An 18,431-nucleotide genomic window follows, 5' to 3' on the forward strand; every position below is an offset into this window, starting at 1 on the left:
CACGTAGCGCCGTTGCTTTGGGGGTGTATCGCAGTTACTAGCGGGACACGGCGCGGGGTCGAAGCCTGGATGTATGGACAAGGCAGAACTGCGGTACCTCCAGGAAACGCATCCCGACAACTACTTCAGCAACGGCGAGGCCGCCTTGGTCCTCGGCGTCGCCCCCTCCACCCTCCGGGGATGGGCGCGGGACGGAAAAATCGACGGTGTCGACCACTTCCCCCACCCCTTCAACGGGTGGCGCTACTTCCGGGCAGGCGATATCTACGCACTCCGCGATGCCCGTAACGCCGTCGATGCCGAGGCCGGGGAGTGAGAACCTCCCGGCGGTCGGTGGCCGGTCAGGGGAGGGTTCCCGATCCCACCCGGGCCGGTCGTGTGCGAGCCGGGCGGGGAGGCCGCCCGGCTCGTCCTCCACAGCCTCCTCCGGGCGTCACCCGCCCTTCCGCGCATGGGGCAGGATGGACGTATGCAGCCTTCGGACTTTTCACCGAACAGTGCGGTTGACCTCGGGGCGCGCAAGGCGGCCTTGGAACGCGAGGCCAAGCAGCGCGCCGAGGAGTCGGCCGGTCGATCCAACCCGTACGCCGTCAACGTCGACGAGGCCAACTTCCAGGCCGAGGTCCTGGAGCGGTCGATGTCCGCTCCGGTCGTCCTCGCCGTGCTCGCCGGATGGTCGGAGCAGTCCAAGCAGGTCGAGAGCGCCCTCGACCGCCTCTCCTCCTCCTCGGGCGGCAACTGGTTCCTCGCCAAGCTCGACAGCGAGGCCAGCCCGCAGCTCGTGCAGGCCCTGCGCGTGCCCACCACCCCGATGATCATCGTGGCCGTCCAGGGCCAGGTCATGCCCGGTCCCGCCGGTCCGGCCACGGAGGAGCAGCTGAGCGACTGGCTCGGCCAGGTCTTCTCCGCCCTGGCCGAGCAGGGCATGCTGCCCCCGGGCCACCCCGGCACCGTCGAGGGCGAGCCCCCGGCCGAGGCGGAGCAGGGCCGCCAGCCCGAGCAGCCGGCCGTCGACCCGGTCGACGCCGAGGCCCAGGCCGCGCTGGAGCGGGGTGACCTCGCCGCCGCCGAAGCCGTCTACGCCAAGGCGGTGGAGGCCGCCCCGGACGACGTCGAGGCCAAGCTCAAGCTCGCCCAGATCCGTCTGGTCGGCCGCCTCCAGGAGGTGGACGCGGCGGTCGCCCGCCAGGCCGCGGCCGACGCCCCGGACGATGTCGCCGCCCAGTGCACCGCCGCCGACATCGACATGTACGGCGGCAGGTTCGAGGACGCGTTCGACCGCCTGATCGCCACGGTGAAGCGCACCGGCGACGACGACCGGGACCGGGCGCGCACCCACCTGCTCACGCTCTTCGAGCTGTTGCCGCCCGGTGACCCGCGTGTGGGCGCGGCCCGGCGCAAACTCACCTCGGCGCTGTTCTGACGTGCGTCCCGGGATGTCGCAGGGTGTCGGCGTCGGGTGAGAAATTCCGTCGTCGGCACCTGTTGATACCCGGGGCGTCACATAAGTGGACATAACGGTAAATCATCGCTTTCTTCTGCTCCTCTGGGCGGCGGGGTAGTCGATCGCACAGCGGGTACGAACCCGGTGGCGGCGGGTCGCACGGCCCGATGGCGAACCGGTAGGTACCCATGAACGACGACACTCCCGGTGGCGGCGGCCCCGTGGTCACGATCTCGGCGACCTTCGGGACCGGCGGCGGTGTGATCGGCCCCGCCGTCGCCGCCCGGCTCGGGGTCCCCTTCCTCGACAGGGCCGTCCCGGGTACCGTCGCCGCGCACATCGGCTGCTCCCTGGAGGAGGCCCTGCGCCACGACGGCCGCAGCCCCGGAGGGCTCGAACGACTCCTCGCCAGTGCCGCGCGGCTGCCGACGGTCACCCTCGGCGGAGTGGACACCGCGTTGGGCGGTGCCACCGACGACCAGGGCCGGCTGCTGTACGACCACGAGTTCGTCGAGGAGACCGAACGCGTCATCGGTGAGGTCGCCCACTCCGGGGGCGTGGTGCTCGGTCGCGCCGCCGCCGTGGTCCTGGCCGACCACCCCACCGCCCTGCACGTCCGGCTCGACGGCGACCGCAGGGCCCGACTGCGCCGGGCCCTGGAACTCTGGGAGGGCGGGGACCGCGACGAGGCGGGGGGATACGACTGGTGTGAGGTCGCGCCCACGCTCCGCCTGCTCGACGACAACGACCGCGCCCGCGCCGCCTACGTCCGCCGCTTCTACCGTGTCGACTCCGCCTCCCCCGAGCTCTACCACCTGCTCCTGGACGCGACCTCCCTGACCGTTCCCGCGTGCGTGGACGTCGTCGTGTGCGCGGCCCGGGGCCGAAGGCCCGACGACAACGGGGACGGCGGGGCCGCCGACGGCGGAGGCTCCGGGGACGGTCGGGCCCCGTGACGTCGCTCCGGAGTTGCGCTCCAGTCATGGAAAATTGTGGAGTTTTTTACTAAGGGTCGAATTGTCCCCTACTGCTGACGATCCGGCCTTGACTCGGGTAGGGTGAGGCGACCCGGTCGCGCGTACGAATCATCCCCCTGCCGTGACCGTGGTCCACCGCGCGGTGCACCATTGAGGAGACACCGCGCGCAGCGGGCACGCAGGACCACCCACGCTCCGCCGTGCGGACACGCGTGTCGGAACCGCGTCCGGCGCGGGGACGGCGCGCCGCCCGGAACGGACGGATCGCGGGGGCGGGGTCGCCACTCCGGTCCCCGACGGGATCCTGTGCCGCGGGCCTCCGTTGAGGGCGTTCCACTCCGCCGCGAAGCGGCCCTTGGGCGGTGGTGGGCGACGGGCGGGCCCCCGGGCGTCAGCGTCGACGTTCCCGGGACCTACGGGGCCGTCCGTGTAACCCACGGACGCACGACACCAAGCGAGAGCCAAGGAGCAACACGTGGCCAGCCTTCCCAGCGTTTCCTACTCCCTCACCGTCCGGCTCGAACTGGACGCTGGGGGCAGCGCCGTCGGCAGCCTCACCAACGCCGTCGAGCACGTGGGCGGCATGATCACCGCTCTGGACGTGGCCGCGGCCGGGCACGAGCGCATCCGGATCGACGTCACCTGCGCGGCACGCGACACCGACCACGCCCAGGCGATCGTCGACGCCCTGGGCTCGGTCGAGGGCGTCACCGTCCACAAGGTCAGTGACCGCACCTTCCTCATGCACCTCGGCGGCAAGATCGAGATGTCCTCCAAGGTGCCGCTGCGCAACCGCGACGAGCTGTCCATGGCCTACACCCCCGGTGTCGCCCGCGTCTCCCAGGCCATCGCCGCCAACAAGGACGACGCCCGCCGCCTGACCATCAAACGCAACAGCGTCGCCGTGGTCACCGACGGATCGGCCGTCCTCGGCCTGGGCAACATCGGCCCCGAGGCCGCCATGCCGGTCATGGAGGGCAAAGCCGCCCTGTTCAAACGCTTCGCCGACATCGACGCCTGGCCGATCGCCCTGGACACCCAGGACGTCGACGAGATCGTCCGCACCGTCCAGGTCCTGGCCCCCGGTTTCGGCGGTATCAACCTGGAGGACATCTCCGCCCCCCGCTGCTTCGAGGTCGAGGCCCGCCTGCGTGAGCTGCTCGACATCCCCGTCTTCCACGACGACCAGCACGGCACCGCCATCGTCGTGCTCGCCGCCCTGCGCAACGCGCTGCGTGTGGTCGGCAAGGAGCTGGGCCAGGTCCGCATCGCCATGTCGGGTGCGGGCGCGGCGGGTACCGCCATCCTCAAGCTGCTCATGCACGCCGGGGCCAAGGACGTCATCGTCTGCGACGTGCACGGCGCCGTGCACGCGCAGCGCGAGCAGCTCGACGACAACCTGCGCTGGATCGCCGAGCACACCAACCCCGAGGGCTACTCCGGTGACCTCAGGGGCGCCGTGGCCGGGGCCGACGTCTTCATCGGCGTCTCCGCGCCCAACCTTCTCAGCGGTGACGACATCGCCGAGATGAACGACGGCTCGATCATCTTCGCGCTGGCCAACCCCGACCCCGAGGTCGACCCGGAGGTCGCCCACCTGCACGCGGACGTCGTCGCCACCGGTCGCAGCGACTACCCGAACCAGATCAACAACGTGCTCGTCTTCCCGGGCTTCTTCCGCGGCCTGCTCGACGCCCAGAGCCACGAGGTCACCTCGGACATGATGGTCGCCGCCGCCGAGGCCCTGGCCGACGTGGTGACCGAGGACGAGCTCGGCCCGAACTACATCATCCCCAGCGTCTTCCACTCCGACCTGTCCGCGCACGTGGCCACCGCCGTGCGCGAGGTCGCCCAGCGCCGCCGGGGGAACTGACCCCCGGGCGCGTGTCCGCGGAGGAGGGGCGGTGACCGCATCCGCAGGCCCGGCCATGGGCGCGAACCTGGGTAGGGGTGCACCATGGACCAGCCAAGACTGACCGGGCGACTGCTGGTGGCCGCCCCTCTCCTCCAGGAGGACTCCTTCCGCCGCTCGGTGGTGTTCGTCGTGGACGACACCGCCGACGGCACCCTCGGGGTGATCCTCAACCGCCCGCTGGACACCTCCGTGCAGGAGGTCATCAGCCACTGGGGCGCCTACGCGAGCGAGCCCGCGGTGATGTTCTCGGGCGGCCCCGTCGGCGAGGGGTCGGGGATCGCCCTGGGCGCCGCGGGAAGCAGCGATCCGCCCTCGGGCTGGTCCCCGCTGGAGGGGGTCGACCCCGGCCTCGGGCTGGACGGCGTGGGCGTGGTGGACCTGGACGGGTCGCCGCCGCTGCTGGGCGCGGCCCTGAGCGCGTTCCGGGTCTTCGCCGGTTACGCGGGATGGAGCTCGGGTCAGCTGGCCGGTGAGATCGACGAGGGTGCCTGGTACGTCGTCCCGGCGATCGCCGCCGACGTCTTCACCACCGCGCCCGAACGGCTGTGGTCGCGTGTGCTGCGCCGTCAGGGCGGCGATCTGGCGCTGTTGTCCACCTACCCCGAGGACCCCACACTGAACTGAGCGGGGCCGGGCGATCGCCATGGGAGCGGTGCGCGGCACCCTATACCGTGGAACGCAGACGTGGAAAGGGTGAGGAACGATGTCGATGGATGTCGTGAACAAGGTTCTGCCGGAGAGCGAAACCAGGCCGGAGATCTCGCACGACGACGGTGACCGCGAACGCTTCGCGCACTACGTGCAGAAGGACAAGATCACCGAGAGCGCCGTCACGGGCAATCCGGTGATCGCCCTGTGCGGCAAGGTGTGGGTCCCCAACCGGGACCCCAAGAAGTTCCCCGTGTGCCCCGAGTGCAAGAAGGCCTACGAGGAGCTGATGAAGTAGGGCCTTCCCGCGCCCGCCTCACGCACCCTCGGGGAAGGGGTCCCGACACACGCCGTGTGCCGAGGCCCCTTCCGTCATCGGTGGGTCCGTCCCCGGAGCGGGACCGGTCATCGGGGGCACCCGGATCGTGTCCCAGGGGCGGCGAAGGTGACCGTCACCCACACGCCCCGGTTGTGCTCGTCCAGGTCGTGACGGTCGTCGAACACCACGACCGGGCACCGATCCTCGGCGCTGTCGTGGGACGCGCCGCCCTCGCCGAAGGCCCCGGCCAGGTCCGGGACGGTGCAGGGGGTCCCTCCCCCGGGAGGCGTCGGTCGGTTTCCGAGCCTGTCCGGAGAGGAGCGGGCCCGGGGCATGCCGACCCGGGTCCTGGCACAGCGGACCCGGCTGCCCATGCTCGACGAGCCGACCGCCGCGCTCGACATCCGCCACCAGGAACTCGTTCTTTCCGTGTCGCGCGCGCTCACGGACAGCGGTCGGACCGTTATCGTGGTCCTGCACGATTTGGGGCTTGCGGCCGCCTACGCCCATCGTGTGGTGGTGCTGTCCGAAGGACGCGTCGCCGCTCGGGGCGCACCCGCGGACGCGTTCACCGCGTCGCTCCTCAGCGACGTGTACCAGCACCAGGTCGATGTCCTGCCGCATCCGCGTACCGGGGCCCCGCTGGTCGTTCCCCGCAGGTAGGTGTCGGAGCGCCCGAAAGCGTCCACAGGAGTAGGTCCTATTGGTCTCCACAACTGAACGGCACAAGCACGACGATCCCGAGCCCGGTCCCGGGCACGGCCGTCGAGGTTCGGGGGGCAGGCGGCGCAGGCCCCGCACCCCCCGGCACACGCCCGGCGACGTCGTCCGCGCCGTCGTTCGGACCATCGGCGAGGTTCTGCTGACCGCGGGCCTGCTCATGCTCTTCTACGCCTCCTACGAGGTCTACGGAGGACAGTGGGAGACCCAGCGCGAGCAGGAGGAGCTGGCGCAGGGGCTGGAGGATGTCTGGGCCGCGCAGGAGGAAGAGGAGTCCGAGCCCGGACCGGAGTCCGAGCCGCTGCCGGGCAGCGCGGACAGCCGCCTGTACCTGCCCAGCCTCGACCTCGACTGGGTCGTGGTCAACGGGACGACCCCCGAGGACATCCTCAACAGCCCCGGCCACTACACCGAGTACGACACCGGGCCGGGCGAGGCGGGCAACTACGGCGTCGCCGCGCACCGCACCCCCGGGCTGTTCTGGGACATCGACCAGCTGGAGGACGGCGACGTCATGGTCCTGGAGGACGGGGAGAACTTCTACACCTACGAGGTGTTCAAGGAGGAGACGGTCCTGCCCAGCGACGTGTGGGTGATCGAACCGGACCCGTTCGACGACGCCAGCGACGAGGAACCCGAGCGTTCCCTGATCACGCTCACCACGTGTGCCCCCAAGCTCAACAACACCCACCGGCTGATCGTCTGGGCCGAGCTCACCGAGACCACCCCCAAGTCCGAGGGCATGCCGGAGCCGATCGCCCACATGGCGCCGGACGCCGAAGAGGACGAGGAGTAGAAGGCGGATGTACGGACTGATCTGGCGTGTGCTGCCCGGCCCCTGGCCGTCCAAGCTGATCCTGTCGGTGGGCCTGGTGGTGGGTGCCGCCGCGCTGCTGTGGTTCCTCGCCTTCCCGAAACTCTCGCCGCACATGCCGTTCAACGACGGCGCGGTCGAGGTCCAGGGCGCGGACGCCGCCCCCGAGGGGGCCGGCGCACTGCCCGGCGCGGAGGCGTCGCCGTCGGCCTCGGAGTCCCCGTCCGAGGAGCCCTCCTCGTCCGGAGAGTCCTGACCGGGCTCCCGAGGGCCTCCGCCCGGCTTCGCCCCGAACGGTTCCACCGGAGTGGGGTGCCGCGCGCGACCGTGTGTGCGCGGCACCACTGGAGCGGCTCCCGGACCGGTCCCCGGGGGCCGCTAACCTCTACCAGGTGAGTAACGGGGGACGGACAGCATGACGGTGACGCAGACCACCACGGAGGACCGCCTGCGCGGCCTTCGCGCCTGGCAGCGGGAAGCGTTCGAGGAGTACTTCCGCCGGGAACCACGCGACTTCCTGGCCGTGGCGACGCCCGGCGCGGGAAAGACCACCTTCGCCCTCACCCTGGCGAGCGAACTCCTCCGGCGGCACGCGGTCCGCTCGATCACGATCGTGTGCCCGACCGAGCACCTGAAGAAGCAGTGGGCCGAGTCGGCCGCCCGGTTCGGCATCCCCATCGACCCCGAGTTCCGCAACGGCCAGGGCGCCCTGGGTCGTCAGTACATCGGCGCGGCGGTCACCTACGCGCAGGTCGCCGCGCACCCGATGCTGCACCGCAACCGCACCGAGGCGCGCAAGACCCTCGTCATCTTCGACGAGGTCCACCACGCCGGCGACGCGCTCTCCTGGGGCGACGCGGTCCGGGAGGCCTTCGACCCCGCCGCCCGGCGGCTCTCCCTGACCGGAACCCCCTTTCGCTCCGACATCAACCCGATCCCGTTCGTGGACTACGTCCAGGACGGGAACGGGGTGCGCCGCTGCTCGTGGGACTACAGCTACGGGTACGCCCCCGCGTTGGAGGACGGGGTCGTGCGCCCGGTCATCTTCATGGCCTACTCCGGGGAGATGCGCTGGCGCACCCGCGCGGGCGACGAACTCGCCGCACGCCTGGGCGAGCCGCTCACCCAGGACGCGCTCTCCCAGGCATGGCGGGCGGCCCTGGACCCCAAGGGCGACTGGATCAAGAAGGTGCTGCAGGCCGCGGACCGCCGCCTGACCGAGGTGCGCAAGACGCACCCGGACGCGGGCGGCCTGGTCATCGCCAGCGACCACGAGAACGCCCGCGCCTACTCGCGCATCCTGCGGCAGATCACCGGCAAGGGCGCGACCGTGGTCCTGTCCGACGACCCGACGGCCTCCAAGAAGATCTCCCGCTTCTCCGGGAGCGACGACCGGTGGATGGTCGCGGTGCGCATGGTCTCGGAGGGCGTGGACGTGCCCCGCCTCATGGTGGGCGTGTACGCGACCTCCACGAGCACCCCCCTGTTCTTCGCCCAGGCCATCGGCCGCTTCGTGCGCGTGCGCAAGCGCGGCGAGGTCGCCTCCGTGTTCCTGCCCTCGGTCCCCACCCTGTTGGAGTACGCCGGGGAGATGGAGCGTGAGCGCGACCACGTCCTGGACCGGCAGCCCTCGGACGAGGAGTACCCGGAACAGGACCTGATGAAGGAGGCCAACAAGAAGCGGGACACCCCGGAGGCGGGGGAGGAGCTGCCGTTCGAGACGATGGAGTCGGCGGCGGAGTTCGACCGCGCGCTCTTCGACGGCGCCGAGTACGGCAGTGTGCCCGGTTCCACCGAGGAGGAGGACTTCCTCGGCCTCCCCGGTCTGCTCGATCCCGACCAGGTCTCCCAGCTGCTGCGCAAGCGCAAGGCCGACCTGAAGGCCAACGAGGTCAGGACCAGGCGCAAGACCGAGGGCGAGCCGGACGAGGGGCCCACCCACGAGGTCGTCGCCGAGCTGCGGCGCGAGCTCAGCGGACTGGTCGGGGCCTGGCACCACCGCACGGGCAAACCCCACGGGATCATCCACAACGAACTGCGCCGGGCCTGCGGCGGTCCGCCCGTGGCCCAGGCCTCTCCCTCCCAGATCCGCGAACGCATCGCCAAGCTCCGTACCTGGGCGGTCGGGCGCAAGTAGGGGGGCGGGCAAACACTTCGCAAGCTCGCGCACGTCCTGGCATCGAAAAGTGACGATGTCGCTACAGTCCGTTTGATGATGGGACGAAGCTCCAGCGGTGGCGGAACCGCACTGTGGTCAGGACTGGTGTTGTGCGGGGTCGCCCTCGCGGGGGTCATGGCGGGTACGGCGTACCGGCCCGCCGACGCCGGGGCGGCCGGGGCCGACACCGCGACGGCGGCGGCGGTGAACCGGCTCGACGAGTGCGTGTCGGCCATCGACGCCCGGGTGGCCGATCCGAGCCGGTCCACCCTCCTGCCCGAGGGCGGCGACGTCTCCCCGACACAGGCGGCCGAGTACGAGCGGCAGTTGCACGAGGCACTGCGGCCACTGCGCGGCCAGCAGGCCGAGCCGACACGGGTCGTCCCGGTGGTGGTGCACGTCATCTCCGCGTCCGACGGGCGCGGGAACGTCGGAGACTGGCAGGTCCGGCGGCAGATCGACGTGCTCAACCGGGCCTACCGCGGCGGGTACGCCTTCGGTGGAGAGGGTGCCGACACCGGCTTCCGCTTCCGGCTGAGCGAGATCGACCGCACGGTGAACGACGGATGGTTCCGCGACTTCAACAGCCAGCGCGACGAGATCCGCGAGCGTCTCCACCAGGGCGGCTCCGACACGCTCAACCTCTACACGACCAAGCTCGACGGCGGACTGCTCGGTTTCTCCACCTTCCCGCAGGACCAGAAGTCCAAGCCCACCCGGGACGGTGTGGTGATCGCCTACGACACCCTGCCCGGCGGCGACCGCCACCGCTTCAACCAGGGGCACACCGCCACCCACGAGGTCGGCCACTGGCTGGGGCTGTTCCACACGTTCCAGAACGGCTGCGACGAGCCCGGCGACTACGTGGACGACACCGCCTTCGAGCGCGAGGCGGCCGCGGGCTGCCCCCGCGGTCGGGACACCTGCCGCAGGGACCCGGGGGAGGACCCGGTCACGAACTTCATGAACTACTCCGAGGACGCCTGCATGACCCACTTCACGCGGGGGCAGGGCGAGCGCATGGCCGACCACTGGAGGGCCTTCCGCTCCGGAGGCGACGAGGAGGCCGATCCCCGACTCGCGGCCGCCGCGCAGGAGCGGCCGTCCGTGGACGTGCGGGCCACCGTCGGCCCGGACGGCAGGGTCGAGGTCACGACGAGCGTCGACTAGAACCGGACGGACCCGGCCGTCCCGGAGCCCGAACAGCGGGACCGGGACGGCCGCCCCCGGCCCGAAGCACCCGGGCCACGTCCGTCGCCGCCGGTCGGGCGACCGGCGGCGGTGATCCGAACCAGGCGTGCGGGTGCGCGCCGCTAGGCTGGGGCCATGGCAGCGAACACCTACCTGACCGGGATCAAGCCCACCGGTGACTTCCACCTGGGCAACTACGTCGGCGCGATCAAGCCCGCACTCACGGCGGCCCACGAGTACGACACGTACTACTTCATCGCGGACTACCACGCGCTCAACACCGTCAAGGACGCGGAGGAACTGCGGCACAGCATCCGGTCGGGCGCTGCCACCTGGCTCGCGTGCGGCCTCGACCCCGAGCGGACCCACGTCTACCAGCAGTCGCGCGTCCCCGAGACCTTCGAGCTCACCACCATCCTCAGTGCCCTGACCCCCAAGGGCCTGATGAACCGCGCCCACGCCTACAAGGCCGCCCGCGACCGCAACGTCGCGGCCGGGGTCGCCGACCTGGACGCCGGGATCAACATGGGGCTGTTCAACTACCCCATCCTCATGGCCGCCGACATCCTCGTCATGGAGGGCACCCACGTGCCCGTCGGCCGCGACCAGACCCAGCACATCGAGTACACCGCCGACATCGCCGGGTACTTCAACCACCGGTTCGGCGAGTCCTACTCCTTCCCCCTCCCCAAGGGCGTCATCGACGACAGCGACGCGAGCATCCTGCCCGGCGTCGACGGTCGCAAGATGAGCAAGTCCTACGACAACCACATCCCGCTGTTCCTGCCGGAGAACAAGCTCAAGAAGGTCATCCGGCGCATCCCCACCGACTCCACACCGGTCGAGGAGCCCAAGGACCCGGACAGCTCCGTGCCCTTCCAGCTGCTCCAGCACTTCGCCGACGCCGACACGGTCGCCGACGTCCGCAAGCGCCTCCAGGCCGGCGGTATGGGCTGGGGTGAGCTCAAGAACGAGCTGTTCGAGGCGGTCAACGCCGAGATCAGCCCCAAGCGGGAGCGCTACGAGGAGCTCATGGCCCACCCGGAGGAGATCGACACGATCCTGCGCAAGGGCTCCGAACGCGCCCGCGTGCGGGCCCGCGCCACGATCGACAGGGTGCGCACGGCCATCGGCGCCGCCTGACACGGGTGCGCGGCCCGGCGGCCTGCCCGCCGGGCCGCGCACCGTCCGTCCGGGGGGAGCGCGCTCAGCCGACCACCGGCTCGCCCTCCAGCTCCACACCGGCCGTGCGCAGCCGCGCCAGCGCCTCGTCCACCGTCGGTCGCGCGACCCCGGCGGTCAGCCCGAGCAGCACCCGGGTGCGCAGCCCCTCGCGGACCGCGTCCAGGGCCGTGGCACGCACGCAGTGGTCCGTCGCGATGCCCACCACGTCCACCTCGTCCACCCCCTGGCCGCGCAGCCAGTCGGCCAGGGCCGTGCCGTCGTCGCTCCCGGTGCCCTCGAACCCGCTGTAGCCGTCCGCGTACTGCCCCTTGTCGAAGACCACGTCCACCCGGGCCGTGTCGAACGCCGGATGGAAGTCCGCTCCGGGAGTCTCGGCGACGCAGTGCCTGGGCCAGCTGCGCACGTAGTCCGGTTCGTCGGAGAAGTGCGCACCCGGGTCGACGTGCCAGTCCCGGGTGGCCACCACGAAGTCGTACTCGTCGGCGTGCGCGTCCACGTATCCGGTGACCGCTGCCGCGATGCCGGCCCCGCCGCTCACGGCCAGGCTGCCGCCCTCGCAGAAGTCGTTCTGCACGTCCACCACGATGAGTGCCTTCATCGTCGGTTCCCTCTCTTCCCTCGTGACCCGCCTAGTGGAAGACCGTGGGCAGCGCGACGTCGCCGCGCGACATCCGCAGCGCCTCCTCGGGGAGTTCCGCCAGGGTCTCCCGGTGCCGCTGGCGCGCCTCGTGCACGCTCTCGTGCCCGACCACCTCGCCTCCGGCGACCAGCGGACGCAACAGAGGACGCGTGCCCCTGCCTCCCGTCGGCTCGTGGGGGTAGACCTCCTCGCCCACGGCCGTACCCCGGTCGTCCAACCGGCGCACCGCCCACTTGCGGCCGCCCCGGCTCGGCTTGCCCACCGAACGTTTGGCCACCGGCTCCAGGGGAGCCTCCGGGGCCGTGTCGCGGGCCCGGGCCACGAGCTTGTAGACGAGGGAGACCGTGGGCGCGCCCGAACCGGTGACCAGGGCGGTACCCACGCCGTAGCCGTCGACCGGCGCCACCGCCAGCGCCTGGACGGAGTGCTCGTCCAGGTCGCCGGTGACCACGATCCGCGTCTCGTTCGCGCCCAGGGCGTCCAGCTGCGCTCGGACCCGGGCGGCCTCCGCGGCCAGGTCGCCGGAGTCGATCCGTACCGCGCCCAGCTTCGGCCCGGCCAGCTCCACGGCGGTGCGTACGGCCCGCCCCACGTCGAAGGTGTCGACGAGCAGTGTGGTCTCGGCGCCCATCGAGTCCAGTTGGGCCTGGAAGGCGTGCCGCTCGCTGTCGTGCAGGAGGGTGAACGCGTGCGCCGCGGTGCCGCCGGTCGGCACCCCGTAGGCGCGTCCGGCCTCCAGGTTGGAGGAGGTGGCGAACCCGGCCAGGTACGCGGCGCGCGCCGCCGCGACCGCCGACCGCTCGTGCGTGCGGCGCGAGCCCATCTCGATCAGGGGCCGGCCGCCCGCCGCGACCACCATGCGGGAGGCGGCCGAGGCGATCGCGCTGTCGTGGTTGAAGACCGAGAGCGCCAGGGTCTCCAGGATGACGGCCTCCCCGAAGGGCGCCTCCACGACGAGGATCGGGGAACCGGGGAAGTAGGCCTCGCCCTCGCCGTAGCCCCACACGTCCCCGGAGAACCGGTAGTCGGCCAGCCAGTTCAGGGTCCGCTCGTCCACGACGCCCCGGTCGGAGAGGAAGTCCAGTTCGGCCGTGTCGAAGCGGAACCGTTCCAACAGGTCCAGGAACCGCCCGGTCCCGGCCACGACCCCGTACCGGCGCCCCTCCGGAAGCCGGCGCCCGAACATCTCGAACACGGATCGGCGCCCGGCGGCTCCGCTGCGCAGGGCCCCCTGGAGCATCGTCAGTTCGTAGTGGTCGGTGAGCAGCGCGCTGCTGCTGTCCTCGCTCATGCGCACGAGCCTAGTTCTTGCGGGACGGTGGACGGAGGCCGCCCCACCAGCGGTGGGCCGGTCCGGGACACGGTCGGAAACATCAATACCCATCTGGTTGGTAGGGAACGGTGTTTGGGTACCCTGGGACGCATGCTGAGGATTGATCGCTCGATCTACGACCAGATCGTCGCCCACGCCCGCCGTGACCACCCGGACGAGGCGTGCGGTGTCGTGGCCGGTCCCGAGGGCTCCGACCGCCCCGAGCGGTTCATTGAGATGATCAACGCCGAGCGGTCCCCGACCTTCTACCGGTTCGACTCCCTCGAACAGCTGAAGGTCTGGCGTGAGATGGACGACAACGACGAGGAACCCGTCGTGGTCTACCACTCCCACACCGCCACCGAGGCCTACCCCTCGCGCACCGACATCTCCTACGCATCCGAGCCCGGAGCCCACTACGTGCTCGTGTCCACACGCGAGTCCGACACCGTCGAGTTCCGCTCCTACCGGATCGTCGACGGGCAGGTCACCGAGGAGCCGGTGGAGGTCACCGGCGCCGACGCGGACCGGTAGGCCCCCAGGCCCGCCAGCGGGGCCGCCGGTCGGAATGGGAGCGGCCGGGTCCCTGTTGGCAATGAACGCACAACAACGACCGCTAACGGAGACACCTTCATGGCCATCGAGGTCCGCATCCCCACCATCCTGCGCAACCTGACCGGCGACGCCAAGGTCGTCGAGGGCTCCGGCGACACCCTCGGAGCACTCGTCAAGGACCTGGACAGCCGTTACCCCGGCATCGGTGAGAAGCTGGTGGACAACGGCAAGCTCCGCCGCTTCGTCAACGTGTACCTGAACGACGAGGACGTGCGTTTCGTCGGCGGACTGGAGTCCGAGCTGTCCGACGGCGACAGCGTGACCATCCTGCCGGCCGTGGCCGGCGGTAGCCGCTAGGCCGGGCATGCGCTACGACTCCCTGCTCGACTCCCTCGGCGGCACGCCGCTCGTCGGCCTGCCCCGCCTGTCGCCCTCGCCGGACGTCCGGCTGTGGGCGAAGCTGGAGGACCGCAACCCCACCGGCTCGATCAAGGACCGCGCCGCGTTCTTCATGATCGAGCAGGCCGAGAAGGACGGGCTGCTCTCCCCGGGCTGCACCATCCTGGAGCCGACGTCGGGCAACACCGGGATCTCCCTGGCCATGGTCGCCAAGCTGCGCGGCTACCGCATGGTCTGCGTGATGCCGGAGAACACCTCGGCCGAGCGCAAGCAGCTGCTGAGCATGTGGGGGGCCGAGGTCCACTTCTCCGACGCCGCGGGCGGGTCCAACGAGGCCGTGCGCGTCGCCAAGGAGATGGCGAGGGCCAACCCGGACTGGGTGATGCTCTACCAGTACGGCAACCCGGCCAACGCCCGGGCCCACTACGAGACCACCGGCCCCGAGATCCTCGCGGACCTGCCGGAGATCACCCACTTCGTGGCGGGGCTGGGCACCACCGGGACCCTCATGGGGGTGGGCCGGTACCTGCGGGAGAACAAGCCGGACGTACAGGTCGTCGCGGCCGAGCCGCGCTACGGCGAGCTGGTCTACGGCCTGCGCAACCTGGACGAGGGGTTCATCCCCGAGCTCTACGACGAGCGGGTGCTGACCACGCGTTTCTCCGTGCCCTCGGACGCCGCGCTCAAACGGACCAGGGAACTCCTGGACCAGGAGGGCATCTTCGCGGGCATCTCCACCGGCGGCGCCCTGCACGCCGCCCTGGGGATGGCGCGCAAGGCCGAGCGGGCGGGGGAGCGCGCCGACATCGCGTTCGTCATCGCCGACGCCGGGTGGAAGTACCTGTCCACCGGTGCCTACGAGGGAACGCTCGACGAGGCCGAGGAGCGGTTGGAGGGCCAACTCTGGGCCTGAGGTCCGTTCACCGTGACCGCGCCCGGCCGCCGGTGCGCGCCGGTCGGGAGGGCCGGTACCCCGCACGGGGTACCGGCCCTCCGCGTGTCCGGCGGCCACCGCGCCGGAGGCTCCCGCCGGGCCGCCGAACCGGACAGAATTGGTCAGGTCGTGTGAAAAATTCACACGTGACGCACGTCGCCTGAGATGCGGGCCACATTTTGTACCACCCGGGCGGCCATTGGGGTACACCCGTAACAACGGGACATCCGCAGAACCAGCCGCCATCCGCGCCCGGCGTCGACAGAGACGGCGAGGGCGCCACGGACGCCGCGCGGCCCATCGAGAAGGCGACGACGACGTGCGACTCACGATTATCGGGTCCTCCGGGAGCTTCCCGGGGCCGGACAGCCCGGCCTCCTGCTACCTGGTCGAGGCGGAGGGTTTCCGTCTGCTCCTCGACATGGGCAACGGAGCGCTGGGGGCGCTCCAGCGGCATGTCGACATCTACTCCGTGGACGCGGTGTACCTGAGCCACCTGCACGCCGACCACTGCTTCGACCTGTGTTCCTACTGGGTCGCGCGCATGTTCCCGCCCGGCGGCGTCAAGCCGCGCATCCCCGTGTACGGCCCCAAGGGCGTGGCACTGCGCATGGCCGAGGCCTACGGGCTCGACCCCGACCCCGGCATGACCGAGGCCTTCGACTTCCGCGAACTGTCCGTCGGCACGTTCGGAATCGGCCCGTTCACCGCCCGCGTCGACACGGTCAACCACCCCGTGGAGGCGTACGGGATCCGGCTGGAACACGGTGGCCGGACCCTGACCTACTCCGGGGACACCGGGGCCTGCGACTCCCTGACCGAGCTCGCTGCCGACACCGACCTGTTCCTGTGCGAGTCGGCCTTCCAGGACCACCGGGAACACCCCAAGGACATGCACCTCACCGGCAGCGAGGCGGGCGAGCACGCCAGCCGTGCCCGTGCGCGGAAGCTGCTCCTCACCCACCTGGTGCCGTGGAACGACGACGAGGTCACCCTCACCGAGGCGCGGTCCACCTACGACGGCCCGATCGGGTTGGCGCGCAGCGGTGAGACCCACATCGTCGGGGCCTGAGTGCGGGGGAGGCGTTCGGCCCCGCCCGCGGCCGACGGAACGAAGCCGGCGCAAGGGTGGCGAAGGGCACGTCCTTCGCCGAGGCGGACAGTTCGCGACTCCCGCGCGGACGGACACTCCACGGATATACGCTCTTTCCATGGCTCGACCTGACGGACGCGTTCCGACCCAACTCCGACCCGTGACCATCACCCGCAACTGGCTCCGCCAGGCGGAGGGTTCCGCACTCATCGAGTTCGGCGACACCAGAGTCCTGTGCGCGGCCACCGTCGAGGACGGTGTCCCCCGGTGGCGCCGGGGGACCGGCGAGGGCTGGGTCACCGCGGAGTACGCGATGCTCCCCCGCGCCACCGACACCCGGGGCGCCCGTGAGTCCGTCCGCGGCAAGATCGGCGGTCGCACGCACGAGATCTCCCGGCTCATCGGCCGCTCCCTGCGGGCCGTCGTGGACTTCAAGGCGATGGGCGAACACACCATCACCCTGGACTGCGACGTCCTCCAGGCGGACGGCGGGACCCGGACCGCCGCGATCACCGGCGCCTACGTCGCGCTGGCCGACGCGATGAAGTGGCTGCGCAAGCGCCGCAAGCTGAAGAACAACCCGCTCACCGGCTCACTGTCCGCCGTGAGCGTCGGCGTGGTGCAGGGCCAGCCCCGGCTGGACCTGAACTACCTGGAGGACTCGGTCGCCCAGACCGACATGAACGTCGTCGTCACGGGCGAGGGCAAGTTCGTCGAGGTGCAGGGCACCGCGGAGGGCGCCCCCTTCGAGCGGGAACTCCTGGACTCCCTGCTCGACCTGGCGGTCAGCGGCTGCGAGGAACTGAGTGCGATCCAGAAGAAGGCGTTGGCGGAGTGACCACGACGAACACGGCCGACCCCGCGGGTTCGCCGTGGGGCGGTGTCGGCGGGCGAATCGGGGGCGTGCCCGGAGGAGGCGGTGAGGTGCGGATCGTGCTGGCCACCCGCAACGCCAAGAAGGTCCCGGAGATGCGGGCCATCCTGGCCGAGGCGGGCGTCGAGGCCCGGGTGCTGGCGCTCGACTCCTTCCCGGACGCTCCGGAGGTCCCCGAGACCGAACCGACCTTCACCGGCAACGCGCTGCTCAAGGCTCGCGCCATCGCCGCGCACACCGGTCTTCCCGCGGTGGCGGACGACTCCGGGCTGAGCGTGGACGAACTCAAGGGCATGCCCGGGGTGCTCTCGGCGCGGTGGTCGGGGCGGTTCGGAGCCGGTGACCAGGACCGGGCCAACCTGGACCTGGTGCTCGACCAGCTCGCCGACACCCCGGACGAGCGCAGGGGGGCGCGGTTCGTGTGCGCCGCGGCGCTGGTGATGCCGGACGGTATCGAGGTGGTGGCCGAGGGCGTGCTGCGCGGTCGGCTCCTGCGGGAGCGGCGCGGGGAGAACGGGTTCGGTTACGACCCGGTGTTCGTCCCCGAGGGGCACGCCAGGACCACGGCCGAGATGGCCCCGGAGGAGAAGAACGCGATCAGCCATCGGGGGATCGCGTTCGGGAAGCTGGCGCGTGAGCTGGCCGGAATGATCTGAGGCGGCGTCCTCCCCGGGCGGACCGGTGACGGGGCGCGGGGGAGCGGTGCGTGCACCGACGCGGGGTGGCACAGGGGCTGCGGGTTCTCTGGGCCGCCCCGCGTCCGTGTCGTCACCGGGGTGGAGGGTTCCGGTGAGGAATCTGGGAGCTGGGGGTTTGAGCCTGGAGTCGGTGGGGGAGGATGGATCTTGCCTGGACATGGTTCAGGCCACAGACAGCCGGTCCTCGCGAGAGGATCGACTCGCCCGGAGGCGCCGCCAGTCCGTGGACCGGTCGCCAGGATGACGATCGACGCGGGACATCCGGTGAAGTGGGGGTTACCCTCCACCGAACGGATGGAGTTGACGCTTCCGGGCCCATTGTCTAGACTCGCCAAGTCTTCGCGGGACGGTGAGCGGCGATCAGTCGACTCGGAGCCGGGCCGTGACTCACAGACCTCCTCCCGATCGCACCGGTCAGAGCACACGCTCGATGCCGGTAGGATCGGGGAGCAGCTTCACCAGCCCGAATGGTCGAATACGATCATCCGGATGGATGAGGCAAAACGGGCGCTTTACCCCGTTCGGTTGATCCGAAACCGCCGATTTGGCGGGACA

The 18,431-nt window shown here is 71.0% G+C and carries 20 protein-coding genes; 18 read left to right on the plus strand and 2 right to left on the minus strand.

All coding sequences use genetic code 11. The features are described 5' to 3' along the window. Positions 1-73 precede the first annotated feature (73 nt). The 12 genes from ACTVAJ_RS10280 (at position 74) to ACTVAJ_RS10335 (ending at position 11,329) form a co-directional block, all read left to right on the plus strand. On the plus strand, positions 74-316 hold the full coding sequence (locus ACTVAJ_RS10280; protein ID WP_470387846.1) for a MerR family transcriptional regulator: 243 nt from the start codon (positions 74-76) through the stop codon (positions 314-316). Positions 317-469: 153 nt separating this feature from the next. Next, a complete protein-coding gene (locus tag ACTVAJ_RS10285) occupies positions 470-1,423 on the plus strand; it encodes a co-chaperone YbbN (protein WP_470387847.1) in 954 nt (317 codons plus the stop codon). Positions 1,424-1,632: 209 nt separating this feature from the next. Further along, positions 1,633-2,400, plus strand: a complete 768-nt coding sequence (locus ACTVAJ_RS10290; RefSeq protein ID WP_470387848.1) for a cytidylate kinase-like family protein — start codon at positions 1,633-1,635, stop codon at positions 2,398-2,400. A 496-nt stretch (positions 2,401-2,896) separates the two neighbouring features. Further along, the gene (locus ACTVAJ_RS10295) at positions 2,897-4,294 is read left to right on the plus strand and encodes an NAD-dependent malic enzyme (RefSeq protein ID WP_470387849.1); all 1,398 of its coding nucleotides are present in this window, start codon (positions 2,897-2,899) and stop codon (positions 4,292-4,294) included. A gap of 84 nt (positions 4,295-4,378) precedes the next feature. Next, complete coding sequence (locus ACTVAJ_RS10300; protein WP_470387850.1) at positions 4,379-4,960, plus strand: YqgE/AlgH family protein; 582 nt, start codon at positions 4,379-4,381, stop codon at positions 4,958-4,960. 79 nt (positions 4,961-5,039) lie between these two features. After that, positions 5,040-5,282: a DUF3039 domain-containing protein gene (locus tag ACTVAJ_RS10305; RefSeq protein WP_470387851.1), complete on the plus strand. Its 243-nt coding sequence runs from the start codon at positions 5,040-5,042 to the stop codon at positions 5,280-5,282. Between the two features lie 354 nt (positions 5,283-5,636). Further along, a complete protein-coding gene (locus ACTVAJ_RS10310; RefSeq protein ID WP_470387852.1) occupies positions 5,637-5,966 on the plus strand; it encodes an ATP-binding cassette domain-containing protein in 330 nt (109 codons plus the stop codon). Positions 5,967-6,006: 40 nt separating this feature from the next. Then, positions 6,007-6,819 (plus strand): class E sortase, encoded by an 813-nt coding sequence (locus tag ACTVAJ_RS10315; RefSeq protein WP_470387853.1) that lies wholly within the window; start codon positions 6,007-6,009, stop codon positions 6,817-6,819. Positions 6,820-6,826: 7 nt separating this feature from the next. After that, the gene (locus tag ACTVAJ_RS10320; protein WP_470387854.1) at positions 6,827-7,093 is read left to right on the plus strand and encodes a hypothetical protein; all 267 of its coding nucleotides are present in this window, start codon (positions 6,827-6,829) and stop codon (positions 7,091-7,093) included. A gap of 159 nt (positions 7,094-7,252) precedes the next feature. Next, positions 7,253-8,974, plus strand: coding sequence for a DEAD/DEAH box helicase (locus ACTVAJ_RS10325; RefSeq protein WP_470387855.1), 1,722 nt, complete (start codon positions 7,253-7,255; stop codon positions 8,972-8,974). Between the two features lie 75 nt (positions 8,975-9,049). Next, a complete protein-coding gene (locus tag ACTVAJ_RS10330) occupies positions 9,050-10,165 on the plus strand; it encodes a zinc metalloprotease (RefSeq protein ID WP_470387856.1) in 1,116 nt (371 codons plus the stop codon). Positions 10,166-10,321: 156 nt separating this feature from the next. Then, positions 10,322-11,329, plus strand: a complete 1,008-nt coding sequence (locus tag ACTVAJ_RS10335; RefSeq protein ID WP_470387857.1) for a tryptophan--tRNA ligase — start codon at positions 10,322-10,324, stop codon at positions 11,327-11,329. Positions 11,330-11,393: 64 nt separating this feature from the next. On the opposite strand, the gene ACTVAJ_RS10340 is transcribed toward ACTVAJ_RS10335, so the two are convergent. Further along, positions 11,394-11,969, minus strand: coding sequence for a nicotinamidase (locus ACTVAJ_RS10340; RefSeq protein WP_470387858.1), 576 nt, complete (start codon positions 11,967-11,969; stop codon positions 11,394-11,396). A 31-nt stretch (positions 11,970-12,000) separates the two neighbouring features. Beyond that, positions 12,001-13,302: a nicotinate phosphoribosyltransferase gene (locus ACTVAJ_RS10345; RefSeq protein WP_470387859.1), complete on the minus strand. Its 1,302-nt coding sequence runs from the start codon at positions 13,300-13,302 to the stop codon at positions 12,001-12,003. 132 nt (positions 13,303-13,434) lie between these two features. Here ACTVAJ_RS10345 and ACTVAJ_RS10350 point away from each other — a divergent pair, with 132 nt between their 5' ends. The 6 genes from ACTVAJ_RS10350 (at position 13,435) to rdgB (ending at position 17,834) form a co-directional block, all read left to right on the plus strand. Then, positions 13,435-13,857 (plus strand): M67 family metallopeptidase, encoded by a 423-nt coding sequence (locus tag ACTVAJ_RS10350; RefSeq protein WP_470387860.1) that lies wholly within the window; start codon positions 13,435-13,437, stop codon positions 13,855-13,857. A gap of 99 nt (positions 13,858-13,956) precedes the next feature. Next, positions 13,957-14,235: a MoaD family protein gene (locus ACTVAJ_RS10355; protein WP_470387861.1), complete on the plus strand. Its 279-nt coding sequence runs from the start codon at positions 13,957-13,959 to the stop codon at positions 14,233-14,235. A 7-nt stretch (positions 14,236-14,242) separates the two neighbouring features. Then, positions 14,243-15,190 (plus strand): PLP-dependent cysteine synthase family protein, encoded by a 948-nt coding sequence (locus ACTVAJ_RS10360; RefSeq protein WP_470387862.1) that lies wholly within the window; start codon positions 14,243-14,245, stop codon positions 15,188-15,190. Between the two features lie 340 nt (positions 15,191-15,530). After that, positions 15,531-16,283: an MBL fold metallo-hydrolase gene (locus tag ACTVAJ_RS10365; RefSeq protein WP_470387863.1), complete on the plus strand. Its 753-nt coding sequence runs from the start codon at positions 15,531-15,533 to the stop codon at positions 16,281-16,283. A gap of 139 nt (positions 16,284-16,422) precedes the next feature. Then, the gene (gene rph, locus ACTVAJ_RS10370; protein WP_470387864.1) at positions 16,423-17,142 is read left to right on the plus strand and encodes a ribonuclease PH; all 720 of its coding nucleotides are present in this window, start codon (positions 16,423-16,425) and stop codon (positions 17,140-17,142) included. A gap of 86 nt (positions 17,143-17,228) precedes the next feature. Further along, positions 17,229-17,834, plus strand: a complete 606-nt coding sequence (gene rdgB, locus ACTVAJ_RS10375) for an RdgB/HAM1 family non-canonical purine NTP pyrophosphatase (RefSeq protein ID WP_470387891.1) — start codon at positions 17,229-17,231, stop codon at positions 17,832-17,834. Positions 17,835-18,431: the final 597 nt, after the last annotated feature.

The organism is Nocardiopsis sp. KDC1DS13DA1 (genome assembly GCF_055632325.1).